The sequence below is a fragment of the Pararcticibacter amylolyticus genome, assembly GCF_003130405.1.
Classification (GTDB): Bacteria; Bacteroidota; Bacteroidia; order Sphingobacteriales; family Sphingobacteriaceae; genus Arcticibacter; species Arcticibacter amylolyticus.
The window spans coordinates 33926-56754 of sequence record NZ_QEAS01000018.1; the positions used below are offsets into that span (position 1 = coordinate 33926).

Consider the following 22829-nt stretch of genomic DNA (forward strand, 5'->3'; position numbering starts at 1 on the left):
CTACTTATTTTATGCTGTCCGGCAATACCATCCGCTCCCCGTTGATCACCACATTCTCCATTTTCAATCCTTTCACGTAATCAACTTTATAAGGCACCTTTACGCCTTTGATATTACAATTGATCATGCGAAGGTTCTCTACGGGAGATTCTCTGTAAGCACTAACAAGTAAGCCATAAGTGCCACCCTGTTCAACTTCCAGGTTCTCTACCCAAACATTCCGGATTGTGGGGATAAAGTTACCGGGTTTTTCGTAAAACATATTACATTTCACGGCAGCTTCACGATATGTCCCCACTTTCACGTCCTTCATAAATACGTTCTCTATAATACCGCCCCTGCTCGAACTTGTTTTAATCCGCAGAACCCTGTCGAGGTCGGGACTGTCCATAATGCAATTAAACGAATAGATATTTCTGGCACCACCTGAAATTTCACTCCCGATCACCACACCACCGTGACCGTCTTTCATGGTACAACCCTCTATAATATGATTTTCCGCCGGCCTTCCGATCCGTCTTCCATCTTCATCTCTGCCCGACTTGATCGCGATACAATCATCGCCCGTATCAAAGTAACAATCTTTAATCAACACGTTCTTACAGGACTCAGGATCGCAGCCATCATTATTCGGGCCATGAGAAATCACCTTCACATTCTCTACGATCACGTTCTCGCATAATACCGGATTCAGATTCCACATCGGGGAATTGACCATCTTTATACCCGAGATCAGCACATTTTTACAATTATAAGGCTGTACAAAGTTGGGGCGCAGGAAATGTCCCGGTCCAAACAACCTCTTCTTAGGATCCTTTTGCTCATGATTCAGGTCATGCAGCAGCGCTCTTGCCGGGTTCTGGCGGCCGAGCCCCTCTTTCCATCCATATTTTTTTGCTCCGCACCAGTACCACCAATGCTCATTATCTGCATTGCCGTCCAGCGTTCCGTTCCCCGTGATGGCGATATTTTTCTGCCCGTAAGCATAAATAAAGGGCGAGTAGTTCATAAGCTCCATGCCCTCCCATCTCGTAAACACCATCGGAAGATAATCAGAAGAATCACGACTGAAGAGGATAGTGGCCTTATCAGACAAATGCAGGTTTACATTACTCTTCAGGTGGATAGCCCCTGTCAGAAATACCCCATCCGGAACTACAACACGACCTCCGCCTCCTTTATTGCAAGCCTCTATCGCTTTCCGGAATGCTTCTGTATTCTTAGTCTCTCCACCCGCCACGGCACCGAAGTCCGTGATCAAAAATTCCCTGTCGGCAAAAACCGGAGCCTTTATCTGCTTTCTCAACTGTTCAATTTCGGCAGATGGCTGATCTGAAGTGGTCCAGGTGGTCACCCGTTTTGCCGCACATCCCGCGACAATGAACAGGATAGCGAAAGCGGCATAAAAAGTATGCGTAAAAGCAGGTCGTTTCATAATGATCTGTTTAATTTTCAATTTTAAATATAAATGCTGAAGATGTCATAAACTTACCGCCCTGGGCTGCAGTGAACAGGTATGCAGGTTTTCCCTTTAAAAAGAGCAACTGCGGTCTTTCCAGGCGGCCATACCGCTTGAGGTGCGAAGGCGCCCCCGGTTCCTGCACATATTCCTTTAAACTCCGGTATGCAATTTCCGGCTCCCCCCACTTTATTCCATCCCGAGATTCCATATACAAGCCAACTTCATGATTAAAAACTCCCATGTCCCTGGCAAGCAGCTTAAACTTTCTCCCCTCCCGCCATACAAAGGCATCCTCAAGCTGTCTATTATTTCCTTTCTGAGAGAAATCTATCACAGGATTACCGGAATACCGCACATAAGGACCTTCGAGCTTCTCTGAAATTGCCAGTCCATATTTACGGTTTCCCCTTATAGCCGGGTCTTTAGAATGCTGGTATTCCTCCGTATTCCAGGATTTGTAATACAGCCAGTACCGGCCATCAGGATGTTTAACAAATGAAGGATTAGTAGTGCAGTGATCGTCCCATGCCCCCGGCGCTCCGGCTTCAAGCAAAGGCCGGTCTGGTCTTTTCCATGGCCCGTTAAGAGAGTCGGCAATGGCAAGCCCGATCCGTTTGGTATCAGTCCTGCCATTCGAGTTCCCCATATAAAAAAGACAATACTTCCCATCCACATACCGTATGTGAGGATTATGGCAGGTCGTAGCGTCCCAGTAACCAGGCCCACGCGGAGCTAGTACCGTTTCAACATACCTGAAAGGAGATTCAGGACTCTCAGCCACTGCATGAGCAATTTCGGAACTGTTGATCCAGCCCCCCATGCCTTTTTTTGAAGGCCACCTTGAAAAGAAAACATGAATATTGCCGTCCGGAGCCTGTACCGGGCTGTTACACCAAACGTAATAACCCTCCATTTCCAGAGCTCGGCCGACAGGCTTCAGCTTTTTGCAGAAATCAGAGACCCGCTCCCCCTCCGCCCCGTATGCCATTGACTCAACAGGCAACAACGATGCAGCAGAAAAGCACGATAGCTGAAAAAGAAAATATCTTCGTTTCATTCGCTTTATAATGGCTAATAGATTAACCGGCAGTTTGACGCGATCATACCAAGGATTTGCCGGTTCCGCAACCTGTGGTGTCCTGAACTAACACTATCGAGCTAACTGACAAACCTTTAGGGGAGGCAACAATGCCGTTACACGATTAGATTCAGGTTTTCATGCTGGTATTCCAGCTGCATAATGAAGGATGTAAGGGAAAAGCCCCTCTTACATCCCTATTGAATTTAAATACGCCTCAAGGTTCGTATACCCGTTGCTATTATAAACAGCCCCGTCAGCCTTCCGCCTGTTCAGTTTATGTTTCTTCTCCCAGCGATCAGGCATTCCATCTCCATCCGTGTCCTTTTCAGGCTTCCCTCCAGCGATCTGTCCCTGTCCCCCTGCTTCCTGCTCCGTACGAAAGATCTGTCCTTCCTTTCCATAGCTTTTCAAATACCCGATCAGCCTCTGATCCACTGCATCCCTTTTAACAGAGGCGCCCGCTTCTTTAAGAATACGCCCCAGGGCTTCTTCTGCACCTGTTATCACAGCCTCAGGAATAGAAACATTTTGTCTTGCTGCTTCCAGCGTCGCCTTCTGCCTGGTAAAATCCTCATCGGTAACCAGCCTGCCGGAAAGAGATCCGTCCTTATCTGCATCTACCATATTTGCCTTGTGATACACATGATCCGTAGTATCGAACATACTCACAAAATTACCTTTTGACGAAGGTCCGGCTATGAAGTAGTTCCCTATCAGATCCTGATGATGGTGAGCACTGGAGTGCCCCCCTACGAAGCCGCTGCTGCCCCAGTTATAGATGACATTATTGACAAATTCAATATCAGCCTTTGCTTTCGGATTGCGGCTCTGGTTATCAATCCACAGACAATGATAGATTGTTAGCCTTTCAGGTCTTTCCAGCAGAGCTCCGAACCGCTGCGGATCAATAGCTTCCCCAACGATACAGTATTGCAGCGTAATGTTCTTACTGTTCTTAATATGCAGGTTATCCCACCGGCCCCACTGAACAGAAACATGATCGAATATCATATTCTCAGCATTATCTGCGGTCAGGGTACATGAACCTCTTGCCATATTAATACTCCCCCTGAACCGCATATAACGGACAATCACATTTTTCTGACCGGAAAAAGAAATGCCATGCCCATATACCACGATCCCCTCTCCCGGTGCTGTCTGGCCCGCAATGGTAAGGTCAGAAGCAGTCTGGATCCTGGAGTTCAGTTTGATAACCCCACCAACATCAAACACCACCGTTCTTCCAGGTTCACTGACGGCCTCACGAAAAGAGCCAGGCCCCGAATCATTCAGGTTCGTCACATGATAGACGGTTCCGCCCCTGCCCCCTGACGCTGCTTTCCCAAAGCCTTCCGCCCCCGGGAAAGCCCGCTGCTGAGCGAAGCTGCAGCAACAGGCAAATATTAAAATACAGAAAGAAAAAAAACGAATAATCATAAGATGTGTGTGTGTGTATCTTTTTATTGAATCTTACCGCAGCTTACTCCCATTCAAAAGGGAGGAACCATTGGCTCATCGACGTCTTTTCAGTGAATCCCCCGGAACCGGAAGCATTAAACTTCGCCTTGATCTTACCATTAAGAAAGCTTAACCCGGAACCGGCCATTTCCTTCTCCCTGCGGAAAGCAATCCTGAGGAGATCCTGCCACCGGTTGCCTTCATACGCCAGTTCCAAAGCCCCCTCGTCGATGATCTTGTTCTCCATAAAGAGGGTTAAACCAGCCCTGTCTTTAACTGTACGATTGGGGTAAAACTGCTCATATCCGGGAGCATCCCTCTCCACCCCGTTGAAATAAGCAACAGAGTCGGCATACGAAAGCCCGGAGACCTTTGCATTCATCCGCCCCCTGATCCCCAGGTTGCGGTGAAACTTTCCCCTGATCCTGGGCGCGTCGATCTTGCGGCCGTCGAGATTATACGGCTCGGGCAGGAATGTAGCCGACTTCTCAGTTTCAACAGAAGTATTCGGATTAAAGGAATATGTAGTCCGGATCCCCTGGTTGATCAAAGCATACGCAATTTTATCATATCCCTCTCTATTGGCTGCTTCGGCATAACGCAGATGAAGCAGGCTCGCACGGTAAAGGAACCATTTCCCATTCTTTTCAAGCGTGTTCGCCGGCACACCAGTAGTAGCATTCAGATAGTTATACAAAAACTTCATAATTACGGGCTGACCGTTAATCATTTTATAACTATTGTTTTCACCTCTTAAGTCATAGGGTGTATTATCGGTCTGGTCCTGTGCCTTCCAGTTACTAATAGCAACAGCAGAGGGTTTTACCAGGTATTTACCCCCGGCATTCGAAAACAAATCAATAAAAGGGTTTGCCGGCCGGAAATTCTTATCAAAAACCATTGTCCAGATCCATTCCCACTGAAACTCCTTGTCCTGAAGTGACCTGGAAAAAAAACCCTGGTAAGCCGAAGTCTTAATCTCATCAACGCTTCCACTGCTGCCCACAAACTGATTATAGTAAATATCACCTGCAGCATCTCCCAGAGGAGTAGATGTTTCCAGTACTTGCTTATAGGCAATAGCAGCATTGTGATAATCGTTCTTCCACAGATACAGGTCGCCGAGGACACAATATTTATTCACAAAAAACAGTTTGCTCGGGTAACCGTCGATCTGAGTATTGAGGGAGCTCCCCGACGCATAAGCATCCTTATATGGAAGCGATTCCATAAAGCTGATCAGCTCCGGAACAAGTTCATCCAGGTTCAGCCTGCGGAATTTTGCTGGGTCTTTCACATCGTCTATATTTTCAATAGCTTCTGTAACATACGGAATCTGCCCGAAATGAATACCTAACTGAAAATACAACCAGCTCCTTAACGCCCCCATATCCGAGTAACGCTGATCAAAATCGCTCTTCCCGATCTTACGGCTATCGTACATCAGCCGGAGGTTCTTCATTACGTCGTTACAATTCTGGATTACCGCATAGAAAGGCTTCGGATTTGCATAGGGATTATCACCTGTCACCGTATGGGTATTGATCTGCTTCAGATAACTATCCGAATTAACTGTTACATCCATCAGATCTCCCCTCAGTTCGTTCAGCACTTCATACTGCCCGGCAACCGACAACAGCTGACCATACACTCCGGTTACCCCGGCATCAGCGTCATAAATATTCTGCCATGCTTTACTCTCATCCACTGCATCCTCCGGCAGGACATCAAACATATTCCGGCAGGATGAAGCTGTTACAGTCACTAATACGAAAAAAGTTAGCCTGACTGACCATGTAAATATCTTACTTCTCATATTTCTTTCTTTTATAAACCAACCCGAACCCCCAGTTGTACAGATCTGAACTGCGGCTCCTGCGCAATGTCATATCCCATTGTCAAAGGACTGCCGCCTGAGCCCATCTCAGGATCATATCCCAAATATTTGGTTATTGTGAACAAATTATTCCCTGTTAAGTAAATACTCGCCGATTTCACAGTCCTGGTTTTCACAGGCAGCGAGTACGTAACGTTTAACGTCCGCAGTCTCAGGTAAGAGCCGTCTTCAATCCAGCGATCTGAAAACCGTGCGTTCCCCATAGGATCCCCATAAGTAACCTTCGGGATATCAGTAGCCTGTCCGTCGTACTGCCAGCGGTTATTCATGGCGGCAGTTTGGTTTACCGGCATAGAACCAGACTCAAGAATGGCTCTTGTACCATTGTATACATCATTTCCCTTACTGAAAGAAAATATAGTCTGCAAAGAAAACTTCTTCCAGGCAAGGGTTGTCTGAATGCCTCCGGTAAAGTCGGGGTTTGGGTTACCGATAACAGTTCTGTCCCGGTCGTCGATCACCCCGTCATTGTTAAGGTCCGCAAAATGGATGTCGCCCCCTCCGGGAACACGAAAACTTCCGTCTGCCATTTTTACCTGCTGACTGGCCGCCTTCGCTTCTGCATCTGAAGCAAACACACCCTGTGTGCGGAAACCATAAAACTCATTCAGAGCGCCACCGGCGCGACTGATAACAGCGCCACCGGAATAAGTAGTTACAACAGGACTACCACCCGGCAGTGAAGTCACTTTATTCCTGTAGACGGACACGATCGCCCCTACGTCCCATTTCAACGTACTGTTCAGCAGCCTGGCATTCACACTTGCCTCGATCCCCCGGTTCTTCATGCCCCCATTATTAGCAACCACAAAATCAAACCCTGCACCGGCAGGAACCTGGTTATATGTAACCAGATCCGTTATCCTGGTTTGAAATACGTCAACAGTAGCAGAAAGCCGTTCATTAAAGAGGCTGATGTCCATCCCCGCATTCAGTTTCCTGCTCCTTTCCCAGGATAAATAAGGATTTCCGATATTCCCTCTGATCAATCCCTGGTTGCCCAGCAGGTTCTGCGACACGTAGTATCTCCTGGAAGTAAAATTCCCGATATCATCATTTCCGGATAAACCATAGCTAACCCTGAACTTAAGTAAATCCACCGGCCTGACATCTTTCATGAAGCTTTCTGATGACATGATCCAGGCGGCTCCGACTGAAGGAAGAAGCGCATAGGTATTTCCGTTAATCTTTAACGCTTTCCTTGCCTCTTTTCCAAACCTGGAAGAACCATCTGCCGAAGCATTAAAAGCCAGCAGGTATTTGCTCTTGTATGAATAGTTTATTCCCAGGTAGGCATTCAGCCAGCGCCATTTCCCCATGTCACCACCTATCTCTCTCAATGAATTGGAACTATACCCAATAGTGACAAAATCATCCGAAGGCGAATTATAGCCCGTTGCCCGGTCCTGTTCATTCTCCGAGCTCTGATACCTGAAACCAGCATTTGCCTCCAAGGTATGAGCAGAGGAGAAGCTCCGTTTATATGAATAATAAGTGTCATTATAGATGGATGAGTAACGCTGTACACGGCTTGAAAGGGTGCTGTAAGCAACAGTATTGCTCAAGGTGTCGGGGGCTACACCAAGTCTCGGCACAAAATAACTTTCCCTGACCTTGCTGTAAGCCAGCCCTACAAGAGATCCGATATTCCCGAACTTACCCGTTTTGTAATTAAACCTCACCGAACCAAAAAAGCGGGAATGTTTGTTTACAGCATTCACATTCTCAAGTACGGCAACAGGGTTACTCATGTTAAACACATCCACACCCGCCAGGTTAGGCGACTCGGTACCGTCATCCGCAACCTGCATAACCGGCAGAAACGGCGATTTGGTAAGACCCAAAAGAAGCGGGTTCGTCCGGAGATTCAGCCCCTGGTCGGCTAATGACTGGTCTGCCGAAGTAAAGGCAATGTTGGTTTTCGCTGTCAGTTTTGTCGTAAGATTAAAATCAGCATTAAACCTTGCACTGTATCTCTTAAGATCCGTATTGTCTATAATCCCCTTGTTGCTGAGATAACCGACCGAAAGCGCGTATTTCGCAATATCATCACCTCCGGATACCTTCATATAGTAATTCTGATCATAACTTCCCGACAGGGTTTTGTCCTGCCAGTCCGTATTGTAATGATAGCGGTAGTAATCAGGAGAGGCTGTATTGTCATTCATATAAGGCAGCGCTTCAACCTGTGAAGCCGGAAGCCCTGAGCTCCGCAGCAGATCTGAAAGGTACAGGCGGTAATCGCCCACACCCATTACCGGCAGTTTTTCCGGCCGCATATTTACACCTCCGTAAACCGAGAAATCAATCTTCGTAGCCAGTTCTTTCGCATGCGCCGTTGAAATGATGATCACCCCGTTAGCCCCCCTTGTTCCGTAAAGGGAAGTTCCGTCTTTAATGACAGTGAAGCTTTCAATGTCTTTAATATCAATAAGAGAAAGAGGGTTACTGATATGGGATCCGATCAGAGAGGTCCCGTAACTGTTTGCATCGTAAAGCATCCCATCCACGACGATGAGCGGCTGATTCGTTCCATACATGGAAGAAAAGCCGCGCATAACCAGGTTCGACCCAACTCCCGGGGTTCCCGATCTTCTGATCACATTTAAACCGGGGACCTGTGCCTGCAGATAATTATCTGCATTTTCAAATGGCCTTGAATAGCTGTCTCTCACCACTACGTTCGACACTGCCGATACAGAGAACAGCCTGGAGGTCTTCCCGGAAGCGACAGATAAACTGATCTCATCAGAAAACGAACGGGCTGATTCATCATTCAGCAGAACACGCAGTACACTTTCGCCCCTTACAGGTAGTATTTTCGTGGTATATCCAGGTGCGGAAAACTTCAGAACTGCATCAGGAGAAGGAATCGCAATACGGAATTTTCCTTTCTCATCAGTAATTGCGGCGGAGTATCCTTCCACTGATATATTGACCCCTATTGCAGGTTGTTTGGTCGACGCATCCAGCACAGTCCCCGTTACATGTTCCTTAGGTGATGATGAATGAGTAACAGAATCTATTTTTATTCCTTTTCCGGTTGTATTTACAGCAGCCTGCAACATGAGCGGCCCTGAAACAGCAAACATCAGGAGAAGGTGTTTTTTTATCTTATTTAATAACTTCATATCCTATGTATTAATATCAGGTCAGGGGAGTACGGGAACCAGTTTAAAATAATCCAGATTAATGGAGTTGATTCCATCTGTCCCGTTGTTGTCGGCGATAATGTAGACGGTAAGGTCTCCGTATTTATCTACAGTATATTCGCCCACTTCCACCTCGGAATAATCCTTCAGCGGAACAGTTTTTTCAAGGTAATCACCATCAAAATTGTTAAAGGCAATCCTTTGCTTGAACGTTTTGTCCTGTGAATCATTAGGAGCCACCCAGTAGATCTTATATTTCCCTTTATAAACCTTGTGAAAATTATACTTCACGTGGAACAGGGGAACTTTGTGATTGAAAACATAGATATCATTATACAGGTAGGCGCCTTCCGACAATGGCGCCCTGCGCAGACGGAGAGCAATATTCCCCGCTTTGTCTGTTCTGCTGAATCCGTCCGGTGTCTCACCTTCTCTCCGGACCGGCATGATCTTATCAGCTAAAGCCACGGAGGCAGAACTCATCCGGTAAATAAACCCGTTGCTCGTTTTGATCTTTTCCAGGACAGCGTCTTTCCTGAACGGCACTCTTACTCCGTCATCCGATATCAGTTCAGCTGATTTAAGCGTATCAATATCGATTGCTTTCCTGAAAACCAGGTCCTTCAGAACGGTATACGCATTATCAACCAGGGGATGATCGCCTCCGGTATAAGGCTGGAACTTTGCAAGCTCGGCATCTATCGCGTCGTCCTGCAACAGGATAACAGTATATTCCTGTCCCTCATCTGCCAGTCCGCCGGTCTTATCAAAAAGATAATTCTTTTTAATAATACCAGTCCCCGGCTTATAAATTGGCTTGCTTGTCACCGGATCCACCCCTATCTGCTCTGCCCTGGCAGAATCAATCGCATCATATTCCAGGCTTTTAATATAATCCTTCTGCTTAAAGGATGTATTATTCATATACTCGAGGATATTCTGCTTAGGATAAACAATCCCGTTCAAAACATGCAATACTCCGTTCCCGGCAAAAAGATCCTGCTGAACAAGGGTTATACCTTCCAGTTTTTTAGCACCAAACCTCACATATTTTCCGTTCAGCGTTTTAAGCCGCAAAGTAACAGTGTCGGAGATCTTTGTTGAATACGGCTGGCTGACAATATAATTCCCCACAAACTGTTTCAGCCTGGCCGTATCATTCAATACCGATTCGTCCAGTTGTTCAAGAGCGCTGTTTTGAGGGGCCCATACAGTGAATTTATAGGAAGACGCCAGCGTTTTATCATATCCGGTCCTGACGAGCAGATCTTTGAACCTGCTCAGATCCGGGTTCGTTTCGATAACCTCCAGCAAATTCTTTCCTAACAAAGGCTCATTAAGTTCAGAATGATCGTTCCACGGATCCTTACATCCCGCCATAATACATTGCAGGGATACCAGGAGCACGAATATTTTAGTGAGTTTAATCATCATGTTATTTTTTGTTAATTACTGCCGGAGACTCCGGCAGTATGTTTAAATTTCTATTTAGGTCTCTGAACTACTGATCCATCGGGGTTGAATTTGGGCCAGAGCTGATCTTCATTCTCAGGAATAAAGTGGACCATATCAAACTGCACATCCCCGGACTTATCTTCACCCACCGCCTGAAATCTCAGGGTGTGCCGGTCCGTCTTTTCCACCGTGATCGTTCCTGCCAGCAGGGCAAAGCTGTCAGGATAATAGTCAATCATGTAGCCAGGGTCAGTCACATGCTTGTACAATGAAAAAGCCATTTTCCGGCCCATCATCTCAAGCGACTCAGGCGTCATCCCATCGGGATAAGTATACACTTTATTGACCTCATCCTTTTTTGCTGCCGGAAGGGTTTCATTAAGCCTCAGGGTTCTGAGTACCTGGTTATCAAAAGACACCTGAACACCCTGGCCTCCGCCGCGCCTGATGATAGATATCCAGACTTTATACCGTCCTTTTACAAGAAGCGGCGTTTTAAACTCTATCCAGTTGGTAACACTAGATGCTGAATTGGTCCTGAGCGAAGCAAACTGAAGGTAATCGTCGTGATAGACGTAGAACTTCCGGGCTTCAGGAGCCACATAGTATCTTACACTTCCCCCCGGTCCCCACTGGACATCTTTCAGATCGCCCGGAGCCATTGCCGGCCCGCTTGAATTCTGCCGCCTGAAGTTCGATAACTTCGTAATTTCCGGCTGGTCTGTTACCTCCCAGTACACAGCAAAAGGAAGACGCAGCTTTACCGCGTAGTGTTTATTCATAAAATGCAGTACACCGTTAGCCGCGGTGTTGTCGCTCGCTTCACGGTTAATTTCTGCACCCGGCTCATGTACGCCGTTAAAAGTATCATCATTGAATAAAATAGCCCTGCCCTGCAGCTTCGTGGTCACCACATCCTCCGGAGAGAGAGTAGAATGTGAAGATGCATTGTAGATATCCGACAGATATTTCCTTCCCGGTATGATATGATATGCGACATACAGGTGCAGGCTATCGGTAGCACGGGCAGGATCGCCTGTGTTACAATATTTATCAAACAGGTCCTGATAGCTGTTAATCCCCGCATCTTTCAATACTGCATCCGATTCAGCCATCACGGTATTCCACAGGCGGGTAGTGTCGGGATTATCCTTCGGAAGTACATCCAGCATCGCATAAAGCCCGGTAGTTTTAAGCGCCTGAGAGAAAATAGAGTATTCCGTATTGCTCTCCAGCATTTTTGCCAGTGTTCGTTTTTCCGGCTCCAGTGCATGGTCGATAACATGAATGATCCCGTTTCCAAGCCTTATTTCGCCTCCTTTGATAACAGCCTGCCGGTTCACAGTAATATCAACTTTTCCTGCTGCATTTGTCGTTCCGGTGATAATATACTGACCATACATGGTAGGCGTCCGCAGCCTGCCTTCCTTAAAATCGTTCCGCGACAATGTGTCCCGGATCACATGGATCTGCACGAACTCCTTTAATTCCGGCACACTTAAAGCAGAAACGCTGCCTTTACCATGTTCTTTCAGATAAAGATCAATAGCTCCGTTATCGGGGACAAAACACGTATATCCCCCGTAAGCACCTAAAAACCCGTCATTCCCTGTAATCTCCAGGATTTGTGAAAACTGCGAGAATTGCTCAGGATTCTCCAGCAGATATTCTGTTATATTGACGTCAGAGGTAGTAGACATATCAAATTTTTCCTTCCTGCAGGCATTTAAACCAAGCAAGACACACATTCCAACGACACCAATCTTCCAAACTTTCAGCACCTTTTTCATGACAATGATTTTCCTTTCTTTGATTACCGTTAACTATTGATAAAATGGATTCTGAACCAGGGCCTTGTTAGACTGGATCTCCTGGAAGAAGTAGGGGAAATAGTGGCTGTTAAAATCCCGGTATTTAGTTATAGCCGACGACTGGTATTCAGGAAGAGCGGTGGTGAGCACCACATCCATCAGCAGATCGAGCCTCTCGTAATTGTTTCTTTTGGCGTTCCGGAGCAGGTCATACCATCTTTTTCCTTCAAATGCGAATTCACGTGCCCGCTCCTCCATGATATAATCAGCCATTTCCAGCCGGTTGTCTGCACTAACCACCTTCTCTGTCGATGGCAGGGCCCCCGCCCTTTGCCTGATCTCATTCACCAGGTCAAGCGCTTCCTGTCCCCTGTTCACCTGGTTAAGGGCTTCCGCCTTCATCAGCAAAACATCGGCGTACCGGTAGAAGAACCAGTGCCCGTAAGAGGTCGAACTGTTGTCTCCCCTTGTGGTACCGGCATTCACTCCCTGGTATTTCCAGATACTCAGATCACTGATCTTATACGATGCTCCGTCACCCCGTATGTCTTTATCAACCTGCATGGGGTCCACACCGTAAAGCACCATGAGTGATAATGCCGCTTTGAAGCGCTTGTTATTGACGGCGAACATATCGAAAAACGGATTTGTACGGTTTACATTGAAGTACAACTCAAATATCCCCTCTACCGAACCACCCTGGTAATACAAGGTGCTAAACCAGGTATCGGTAGCGGGAACCAGCGCATACTGCCCTGAACTGATCACTTTATCACAATAAGTTATACAGTCTTCATACTTCTCCATCCAAAGAAAAACATCAGCCAGGATCGTCTGAACGGCGTATTTTGTAATCTTCCCCTTGTTGAACTCTTTGTTGGAGTAACTGGCAAGGGTATACTCTTCAGCCGTCTTTAAATCTGTGACAATCTGGTTTAAAACCTCAGCTTGCGTACTCTTGGGGATCTGGAGATCGTCGGAATCAGTATGCGTAGCCTTCATTTTCAGCGGCACATCACCGAAACTTCTTACCAGGTAGAAATACATCAGGCTTCTGAGCGCAAGGGCCTGCCCGGTATATTGGTTTAAATTCTCCTGTGTAAATGTTTTATCTGTCTTGAGTACCTGCGGTGCTGAGTCAATAAGATCATTACACAAATTGATCACAAAGTAAAGAGTCGACCAGTCCGTTATAGGGTTGTTGGCATTAATGTTTACATTCACCACATTAAAATCATTGGATTTGATCTGGTTCCCGTAAGTAACCATATCTGCCCTCAGTTCACCCCATAAAAACAGGTTCTCGGTAAGCTTCGGGGCCAGCAAAGCGGCATAACAACCATTCATCGCAGCCTCAACCTGCTCTTTTGTTTTCCAAAATTCCTGCCTCACCACACCGTCCTCCGGCTGGAGGTCCAGGTAATTATTACAGGAAGGAAAAATTAAACTTCCCGATAAGAAGGCCAGTAAAAGTATTTTCTTCAATTTCATAATATGTCATTTAAAAACCGACTGTCAATCCCAGGATAAAGTTCCTCGAAGGAGGAGTCATAGACTTATCTTCTACGATACTGAACGGGTCGCTCATCTTTGCCGAAACTTCCGGGTCCTGCCCCCTGTATTTTGTAAATGTCAGCAGGTTCTCCCCCGTAACGTAAATACCGAGAGTCTTCATGCCCAGCCTGTCGAGAAGCGCCTTCTGCAGATTGTACCTGACCGTTAAAGCCCGCAGTCTTATAAAGGAGGCATCTTCGACATACCTGTCAGAGCCAAGCCAGTTATAACCGTCCCCCAACAGAGCACGCGGTATATCCGTAACATCCCCTTCATTTCTCCATCTCCTTAAGACTGCAGTACTCTGGTTATCATATCCATACATTCTGGTGGTATTGATCATCGTTTTGTTCACGACGTCATATTTATACCTGAAGCTGAAGAAAGCCGTAAATTTCCAGGCGCCTTTATAGGTGATGTCCGGACCAAATCCACCGATGAACTTAGGATTTCCGTTCCCCAGGTACTGAACGTCCATATAATCGATATTTCCGTCATGGTTCAGGTCTTTATACTTAGCATCTCCCGGCTGAAAAACATAGTCCGTCGACGGGTAGTTAAACCGCATGTAAACAGGAAGTCCGTCTGCTCCAACTATAGGGTTCCCCCTCTTATCGGTCGCGATAGTAGCCTCTCTGTCTTTATATACTCCTTCGTACCTGTAGCCATAGAAAGATCCAAATGGATTATTGATTTTAAGGAATCGTTTATACTGACCGTTTTGGTCCGTCCTGCCGCTTTCCGTCGGATAGAAAGGAGAAATTTCCCGGATAATATTTACATTTCTGGAAAAATTAAAATTGAAGTTCACCGTCCATGTCTTGTTCCTGTACGCTGAAGTGCTCATGTTAATCTCCCAGCCCTGGTTATCCATCGTTCCCACATTCATATTAATGTTGGAGTATCCGGAAATTGTCGGGATAGCCAGGTCAGGAAAATAAAGGTTAGTGGTCCGGTTCCGGTAGATATCCACATCCAGATCAAAGCGATTGTTAAACAGGCTCATGGTAACCCCGAAGTTTTTCCCGGTAACAGTTTCCCATTTCAGGTCACGAAGCTCAATGCTTCCTGAATAGATAGCCGGACTGCCCATATAATCATAATTGAAGCTCTGATATTTGCTGTAGAACGCATAATTATCTTTAGGAGCATTCCCGCTTTGTCCATAACCGGCACGCAGGCTCAGATCGTCTATGAATTTAAACCGCTGCATAAACGGCTCTCCCGAAACGCGCCATCTTGTCGATATCGCCGGGAATACACCATACCGGCTATCCGGCCCGAACTTCGAATTGCCATCTACACGGACCGAGCCATTGATAATATACCGGTCAAGGTAACTATACTGCCCGTTCACCAGCCCTGCCACTGTCCGTGTTCTACCGGAAGGCGCCGATACATTTCTCTGGCGGGCCGGGTTTGCGGGGTCCTGCAAATAAACCGATGCAGAATTGGATGTTTCTGCTTGATGCGTATTACTTGTATTGTCATTGGTCTGAACCATTAACAAACCCGTGAAACTGTGTTTTTCAGAAGGCCTGGGAGTAAACACAAGGCTTGTCTTGGTCTGAATGCCAAACTTATCTGCATCCCCGTCATAGGCATTATTCACCACTGTCTCATTAACAGGGCGGCCTGTAGCGATCTGGGGCAGAAACGACTTATTCTTAGTGCTCCTGATGTCGAACTGGACATCGAACAATGCCTTTATAAGGCTCGGCTTAAGATCATATTGCAGTCCGAATATAGGGATGATCCGCTCTTCCGTCACGGTGTTCGTAGCACTCCGAAGCATCGCCACAGGGTTAAAAGTACTTTTATACTCTCCCTGAATGTTCTGCAAAGGCGAGAAAAAGATCCCTGTGTTATTTCCCTGCGAATCATACTCATACACCCCCATATTGGGCATCTTGGAATAAGCTATATTCCTGGTATCATCGTTGTAAACCTTATCTGTAACGTTATGAGTATAGGAGATATCTGTTTTAAACTTTATCCTGTCAGACACGTTGTAGTCCAGATTGATCTTGGTCGAAATCCTTCCAAGCCCCGTCCCAATCGTCGTTCCCTTTTCTCCCAGATAACCAACCGAAGCATAATAACGCGCTTTTTCCCCTCCCCCGTTCAAAGAGACATTGTGGTCCTGCTTAAAACCGGTGCGTGTAATTTCAGATATCCAGTTGGTATTGTTACTGTAATTATAGTAGTAGTACGGATCGCTCGGGTCATACTGAAACTCCTTGATCGTTTCTGTATTCAGCGGAATACCGGCACGGTTCATAGCCGCTTCAGGAATGAGCATAGAATACTGGTTCCCGGTCAGCATAGGGATCGGCCCCGGCTGCCGCTGCATCGTTCCCCTCAGGGTATAAGTCACCTGGGGTTTACCCAGCCTTCCCCGCTTTGTATTGATGATTAGGACGCCGTTTGCTGCCCTTGATCCCCACACAGCCGTTGCAGCCGCATCTTTCAGTACACTGATATCCTGTATGTCAGCCGGCGAAATATTTAAAAGAGAGGCATATCCCTGCTCATCTGCTGTACCAAAATTAAAATCCTGCGGAACATCTGTATCGTAGATCATGCCGTCGACAACTATCAGGGGATCCGTCGCACCATTGATGGAGGATGTCCCCCGGATCCTGATCTGCATTCCCGAGCCCGGATCGCCCGACATCGCCGCAATATCAACGCCAGGCAGGCGGCCTTGTAAAGCCTGGTCTATAGAAGCCGCGGACAATTCCTCCAGGTCCTTTGCATTAATCCGTGCTACAGCAGAAGTGGAATTGCGGGCATCAATCGGCAGCAATCCGTTGCTGGCCGGCTTTTTTGCCGTAATAGCCACTTCGGTCAGTTCATTGCGGCTTGGCTCCAGCTGAACATTGATTGTGCTTCTGCCATTTATATTTAATACAAGGGTTTTATATCCAATCACAGAGAAAGAAATTCTGTTATTGGGGTTTGTAATCTTCAAAACATAGTTTCCCTCTATATCGGTAGAAATTCCGCTTACTGTTCGCTTCTCATTATCGAGTTCCACGACAGAAGCTCCGATGACAGGTTGCTTATCAGCCTTATCCGTTACTTTTCCCTTTACTACCGCCACAGTCTGGGGCCGGGCCTGAGGACGCACCTGTGCATGGATCCCCGGTGCCAGTCCGGGCAACAAACCCAAACCAAGACAACAAAAAGAAAAGACTTTAAAAATATTCTTCATAATCTGTTAATTAGATCCGGGTGTTACTGAACGTTAAATTTTAAAAACCCATCCAGGAGGTGAATAACTGCATTGTTTGAGAGGTTATTACTGGATGGTAATACCACATTGACAGTCGCCCCGGTCATATCTTTTATTTGCATACTATTCAGATGATTCGTGACAGTCACAAGAGTAGCGTCTCCGTTCCCGTTTTGAAGCAATGTGGTAAATCCACCCTCCTTTTTTCCGTCGGGAACTACTGTGGCTTTCTGAATAATATGATAGCGTATAAAGGCATTTACCTTATCCTTATCTGCCTGTGCAGAGGGATTCTCTGCTGATGGCAGATACCCTTCCGCAATTGCCTGGGTGATTGCTGTATTGCCGGGGACAAGGATGGTATACTGACTACCCGCTGTTACTCCTAAAATTTCGCCTGAGTTTTTATTGTAGAGCTGCGAGTTGTTCAGGTAATTAAAAAATTTAGAAAATTGAGAGCCACTTGCGGTCCCAAGGTCCTTCAGATCTGTTCCTATCAGTTTCTCCGGATCCAGGAGTAAGCGATCAAGATAATACACGGTCCCGTTAGAGGCCGTCTTTTCAGTATTCACCACTGCCTGCTCTCCTTTTTCCTGGTTTCCTTTTGAAAATACCCTGCTACCTGCATACCGGATATATTCACCACCATAGGTTTCTGCTATTCCGCTTCCTCCAAGAGAGGTCACATCCTCGTTGATCAAATGAAGATTAAGGATCCGGCTAAGCTTTGTCCATGCCCCAGTTCCCGTAATCGTTGTTCCCCCTCCGGGAGCTTTATATTCCCACCGGTTAGCATCCAGGTTATAGATAAATCCGGCAGTTTTCAGTGCTTCATCCGAAACAAGAAAAAGGGTATATTTCAGGTTTGTATTGATAATTGAAGGTTTCAGCGACACACTAAGGGCACGCGTCATAAGCGAATACCGCGGATCGAGATATGCTTTGCCGAAAACAGAACTGAACACATTGGCTTCCTGAACCTTGTTCGTTCCGTAAAACACCCCGTTGCTCAACACCTTCTTATCCGTTATATCTGTCTGGGGATCAAACAAGGCACCCTGTCCCTGGCCGTTTAACGTGGAAGAAAACTTACCTGGCCAAACTGTTGTCGCCCACATATGGGCGTTCAGAAAGTCAAAAAGCACTTCCAGCGGCAGGTTGTCGAGAGATTGATAATGCTCTAACAGCACTTCACTCAGGTATTTATTCAATGCTTCATTGGAGGGTGCGAACATCGAAAACCCATCTCCCTGACCATCGTTATCAAAAAACTTCAGGAAGTTTTCATTATTGGGAGAATACGACAGCCCTGAATTAAAAACTTTGACCAAAACGCTTTTATTCGTGCCGCTGATCTGCTGGTATTTCGCTGTCGCGTCCGCGTTTGACAGGTAAGAAACCATGAATTTGTCGAAGATTGCCTTAAAGCCTGAATATTCCGGCTTTTGTCCCAGGTATTCGTCTATATTAGGGAGGGGCTCAATAACCGAATTGATCTCATGGATCACTCCGTTCTCGGCTATGATGTCTTTATTAACAACCGCTGCCTGCGCAACATTAAAACCGGTAAAATCAGATGAAGGATAGAAATACTTATAATCGCTCTCAGAGAGTCCCTTCGCAGCGAAATAATTGTTCAGGAAATAGGGAATATACTTATTGTTATTATCTTCTTTTACATAGTAGCCTCCCGAAACCCTGTTATTCCTGTTTGAAGATACGACTAGTTGGTTCTGGTTATTGATTTCCGTTTCAAGTGCCCCCCTGTAAAATGTCGTTCTCCTCTTAAAAGCCATACCGGGATCCCAGCCCGAAAGGCCCTGCACATCTGCAAGGTGATCCGTTTTAAAGGCGTTGTAGACAAGAGAGTATCTGACAATTGCTGAAGCCGCTTCTTCTGGTATATCACCAGCCTTACTGATACCTTTCTGCTCAAAATACTTCTGAAAGGCATCATCATTTGGCGCAAAAATGGTCCAGTAACCGGCAGAGCTGAGGATGTCCTTATAGCCAGCCTTATCAATACAGGTTAAGAAGCTGTCAAAGTTCTTCCTCGCTTTAAGTTGCTGGTAAATCGGATCCGCGAGCCAGTCCGGCCTGCCGTAAAAGTCGTCAAACGCTTCTTTCCGGCAACCTGAAAACACTAAGGCCAGGGACAAAAAACACACTAAACGCTTAAAAATCATGATGGTACAAATAATTGGTGTTTGAAAATAACGCAATAGCGTTCGGGTACAGCATTTTCCATGCTGTTACAATGCTTAAAAAGCTACGCTGTGAAATTGATTGACAATCCTATCCGACGGAAAGGGCAATGAAAGTAAATATTATCTCATATTAGTTATTGGTTGTTTAATTTAGTTAATCTTGGTTTTGATACAGTACAAACAAGATAAATGGGTTTACCCTGTTTATATTGCTAAGCTAATCACGACCCGTGCCTGCCGCAACCTGTAGTGTCCTGCCCGGATGGGTAATGTAAAAATGACACTTAAATGATCGCCGGGCTAAAACCTGCCCCAAAACAACAAATAGACCGTTTTTTGCTTTAGCAACTCATTCCCCTGAATCGGGCTTTTTTTTAAAAAAAACAACTTTGTTACAAATATTGATAAACAAGCGATCAGGTCACGTCCCCCTCCTCGCCCTGTAACTCCTTATCGTGATCTTTATACGAGTGGAAAGTTTAGAGTTGAAAGTTCAACATGTTCTTTAAGATTTCGAAGCGGACCAAAGGGCGAAACACCGCCCCCCCGAGCCAGTCATTTTGAGCGACAGCGGAGGGCTGACGGGAAAGAGGGTAAAAAAGTAAATAGCAATCCTACTTTTTATTTCCCTGAACCGGCTTTAGTTCATCAGGACTATCCTTCGTATAGGTATTATAAACCTCGCGTGAAGGGTGGACAAAAATATCCTTTATCGTTTCGAAACCAACCTGTGCAGACGGACTGAACGCTGGGGACGCCATATACTTCATCAGGCTGGCAAAAAGCTGACGGGCAGCCGGTCTGCCGGATGGATTTTCACTCAGATCCGCACTGCTGACGATGAGACTGCCTTTTCCCACCTTTGCCTCGAATATCAGCCCGAGCCTGCGGTTGAGGAACCAGGTATCGATCGGCTGGACCAGCGGTCTGAAGCCTGCCGGAAAATCTTCGAGGATCATCACCTGCGAACGGTTTGCAATGTCCCACCATTGAAGGTCGCTGTAAGAAGCGGTCGGGAAAGTGCCGAAAGCAGGACTTTTGTCCTGGATGAGCATGCCAGTGACATGAGGCGGCCGCATTTTAAACCATGAGGTATTCCAGAAAACTGGGACAAAATGCATGGCAACCTCTTTTCCCTTGACCACCTTCCCTGCAGCATTGAGAAATACTTTTCCTCCCCGGTTCAGGATCTGTCGTGCTTTTTCATCCAGATTTGTGGTGTAATATATATCCCGGCCCACCGAAGGAATTGCGGCAGGAAACACCCAGAAATTCCAGTCGTTTGCAAACTGCGTACCCTTTAGTTTTACTTCAAGGGTGAGTGCAACAGGTTCCTTTATTTCACTGAGCGGTATTTCAATCTTCCCGACAGGAATACCATTTCCAAATGAAATCTCCCGGGAGGCGAAGGATCCGCTGAACAGTACGGAGCCATCCGTTTTTTTGATAACCCACTCTGTCACGGCATCGCTGAGAGGATGCTCCCCTGAATGAGAAATGCAAACGGCTGCGCTAAAGGATTCATCATTGCCGAAGACGAACTTTGGCAGGCGGGCAAGAGGAACCGTGGTGTTACAAAAGCGGGAAAATTCCTTTGCTCTGATATATCCCTTTTCATCCCAGAAGGCATTCAGCACACCAACCAGAGCTGTTCCCTGTCCCGGGAAATCCTGCAGTCCCAGCAGCTGGAAGCCCGCGTATCCAGGTGTTCTCAATGCTTTTTCAATTTCATTCTTGTAACACAGAGCCTGTAGCCTGCCTGAAGCACGCAGAAAGTCCCTCGCCTGATCCCCCATTCCACGATCATTAAGGTCCTGGCGGAACATTTCGAAATTCTTCGCCCTATAGATACCTGTATAGTTCTTTATTTCATCAAAATCAGGGTAAGCACACCACTGCCCCATTTCGTGGGCTACAAAGGGAACAGAAAACCGGGCAATTCCGGCAGAGTAGTCTGACTCACTCTCCGGCTGGCGGTCCCAGTTAAGCCCGCGGACACCACCACGGACCTGATACTCAGCATTTGGGATGACCGGCCAGCTTCCTCCCACCGACATCCCTGTATACACCCTCCTGGCGTCTTTCTTTTTCCAGTATTCCACAAATTCCGTGAGATACTTAACCTGGTTGCCCGCCGGCTCATTACCTGCGGAAAGCATCGTGAAAGAAGCGTAGTTCCCGTAGTTTTTCGCCATCCGGTTCGTTTCGTCGTACAGGTACTGATCTACGGGTTGCCCCAGACCAATCTTTGGGCCGTGGTTCGGCCAGCTCGGCCCTTCAGGCTGCAGATAAAATCCAGCTTTATCTGCGGCAATAAAAGCGGCTTCAGGCGGGCACCAGGAGTGAAACCTCATATGATTAAGCCCGAAGGACTTCGCAATCCTGAAGATCCTTTCCCATGCAAGTGTATCGGTCGGAGGATAGCCTGTAAGAGGAAACTCACAGTTATTGACTGTACCCCTTAGGAAAACAGGCCTGCCATTGATCAGGAACTTATTTCCCTGAATTTTAAATTCACGCATTCCAAACTGCACTATATGCACAGAGCGTTCTCTTCCAGAATTAACGGATGCGGTAAGCCTGTAGAGAACAGGGTGAAACTCGTCCCAGGTAAGCATCCCCCCGTCAAACGGCAGATCCGCCTCCAGGGAAAGAGTTCCCTGTTTCGTTACAACAAAGGGTACCGTTACCGGCTTCGTTTCGTCTACCGCCTCACTGTTAAAGCTTTTTGCCCGGAGGGTAATACTACCTTTCTTCACTCGCCCTTCTGTATTGGCAATCGTCATTTTCACCCTTGCTTTCCGGTTTGCCGGATCCGGGAACACCTGTACATCTTCCAGGAAAACCTTCGCTCCTGCCTGCAACGCTATTTTGCCAATTATTCCGTTCCAGTTGCCCTGGGTGTGATCCGTGATACTGTGCGAATCCGGCCCGACATTAATATCTTTTATAGAATTATCAATTCTGATCGTGATAAGATGACGTCCGGCTGAGAGCAAAGGAGTGAGATCATATTCGTGTGCCGCAACGAGACTGTTCTGCATCCCGGCCTCCTGGCCATCAACCCATACCGTTGTTTCAATATGACAGCGCTCAAGTGACAGCACAATACGTTTTCCCTTCCACCCGGAAGGGATCTGCACTTCTTTCTGGTACCAGGCAATTCCGACGAAGTGTTTCGCAGGAGTCAGCCAAAAAGGAATATGAATATTGCCCGGCTGACGGTATTTCGCCAGCCGGGGGTTAAAGTAAAAAGAACTATCGTAGATGCTGCCGGTCCACTTTGTTGTAAGGCTGATGTCATCCCCTTTCTGGTTTCCAGCCATTGATCCCGGCAGTGTCACATGATCCGCCAGGTCTTTTGCAAACCACCTTTCCGGGGTTCCTTTATCAAGAGGATCGGCCTGGAATTTCCAGTCTCCTTGAAGTGAAATTTCCTCCTGTGAGGCCGCATGAAAGGGAAGATGGGCCAGAAGAATAAAAAACAGGATGCGAAATTGTACTCTCATATGCT

General features: G+C 46.7%; 11 protein-coding genes. All 11 read right to left on the minus strand.

The features are described from left to right. Nucleotides 1-4: 4 nt before the first annotated feature. Complete coding sequence (locus DDR33_RS19245; RefSeq protein ID WP_109417482.1) at nucleotides 5-1435, minus strand: glycoside hydrolase family 28 protein; 1431 nt, start codon at nucleotides 1433-1435, stop codon at nucleotides 5-7. A 10-nt stretch (nucleotides 1436-1445) separates the two neighbouring features. Next, nucleotides 1446-2519 carry a glycoside hydrolase family protein gene (locus tag DDR33_RS19250; protein ID WP_109417434.1) on the minus strand — a complete coding sequence of 358 codons (1074 nt, stop codon included), beginning with the start codon at nucleotides 2517-2519 and terminating at the stop codon, nucleotides 1446-1448. Between the two features lie 210 nt (nucleotides 2520-2729). Next, on the minus strand, nucleotides 2730-3980 hold the full coding sequence (locus DDR33_RS19255) for a pectate lyase family protein (RefSeq protein ID WP_109417435.1): 1251 nt from the start codon (nucleotides 3978-3980) through the stop codon (nucleotides 2730-2732). Between the two features lie 43 nt (nucleotides 3981-4023). After that, nucleotides 4024-5817 carry a RagB/SusD family nutrient uptake outer membrane protein gene (locus DDR33_RS19260; RefSeq protein ID WP_202913790.1) on the minus strand — a complete coding sequence of 598 codons (1794 nt, stop codon included), beginning with the start codon at nucleotides 5815-5817 and terminating at the stop codon, nucleotides 4024-4026. Nucleotides 5818-5828: 11 nt separating this feature from the next. Beyond that, nucleotides 5829-9029 (minus strand): SusC/RagA family TonB-linked outer membrane protein, encoded by a 3201-nt coding sequence (locus DDR33_RS19265; RefSeq protein ID WP_109417436.1) that lies wholly within the window; start codon nucleotides 9027-9029, stop codon nucleotides 5829-5831. A 21-nt stretch (nucleotides 9030-9050) separates the two neighbouring features. Then, entirely contained in the window at nucleotides 9051-10484 is a 1434-nt protein-coding gene (locus DDR33_RS19270) for a fasciclin domain-containing protein (RefSeq protein ID WP_109417437.1), read from the minus strand. Between the two features lie 50 nt (nucleotides 10485-10534). Beyond that, nucleotides 10535-12295: a fasciclin domain-containing protein gene (locus DDR33_RS19275; protein ID WP_109417438.1), complete on the minus strand. Its 1761-nt coding sequence runs from the start codon at nucleotides 12293-12295 to the stop codon at nucleotides 10535-10537. Between the two features lie 33 nt (nucleotides 12296-12328). Next, a complete protein-coding gene (locus tag DDR33_RS19280) occupies nucleotides 12329-13807 on the minus strand; it encodes a RagB/SusD family nutrient uptake outer membrane protein (protein ID WP_109417439.1) in 1479 nt (492 codons plus the stop codon). A 10-nt stretch (nucleotides 13808-13817) separates the two neighbouring features. After that, nucleotides 13818-17087 carry a SusC/RagA family TonB-linked outer membrane protein gene (locus DDR33_RS19285; protein WP_109417440.1) on the minus strand — a complete coding sequence of 1090 codons (3270 nt, stop codon included), beginning with the start codon at nucleotides 17085-17087 and terminating at the stop codon, nucleotides 13818-13820. Between the two features lie 23 nt (nucleotides 17088-17110). After that, on the minus strand, nucleotides 17111-19294 hold the full coding sequence (locus DDR33_RS19290) for a fasciclin domain-containing protein (RefSeq protein WP_109417441.1): 2184 nt from the start codon (nucleotides 19292-19294) through the stop codon (nucleotides 17111-17113). A 635-nt stretch (nucleotides 19295-19929) separates the two neighbouring features. Then, on the minus strand, nucleotides 19930-22824 hold the full coding sequence (locus DDR33_RS19295) for an exo-beta-1,4-galactosidase (protein WP_109417484.1): 2895 nt from the start codon (nucleotides 22822-22824) through the stop codon (nucleotides 19930-19932). Nucleotides 22825-22829: the final 5 nt, after the last annotated feature.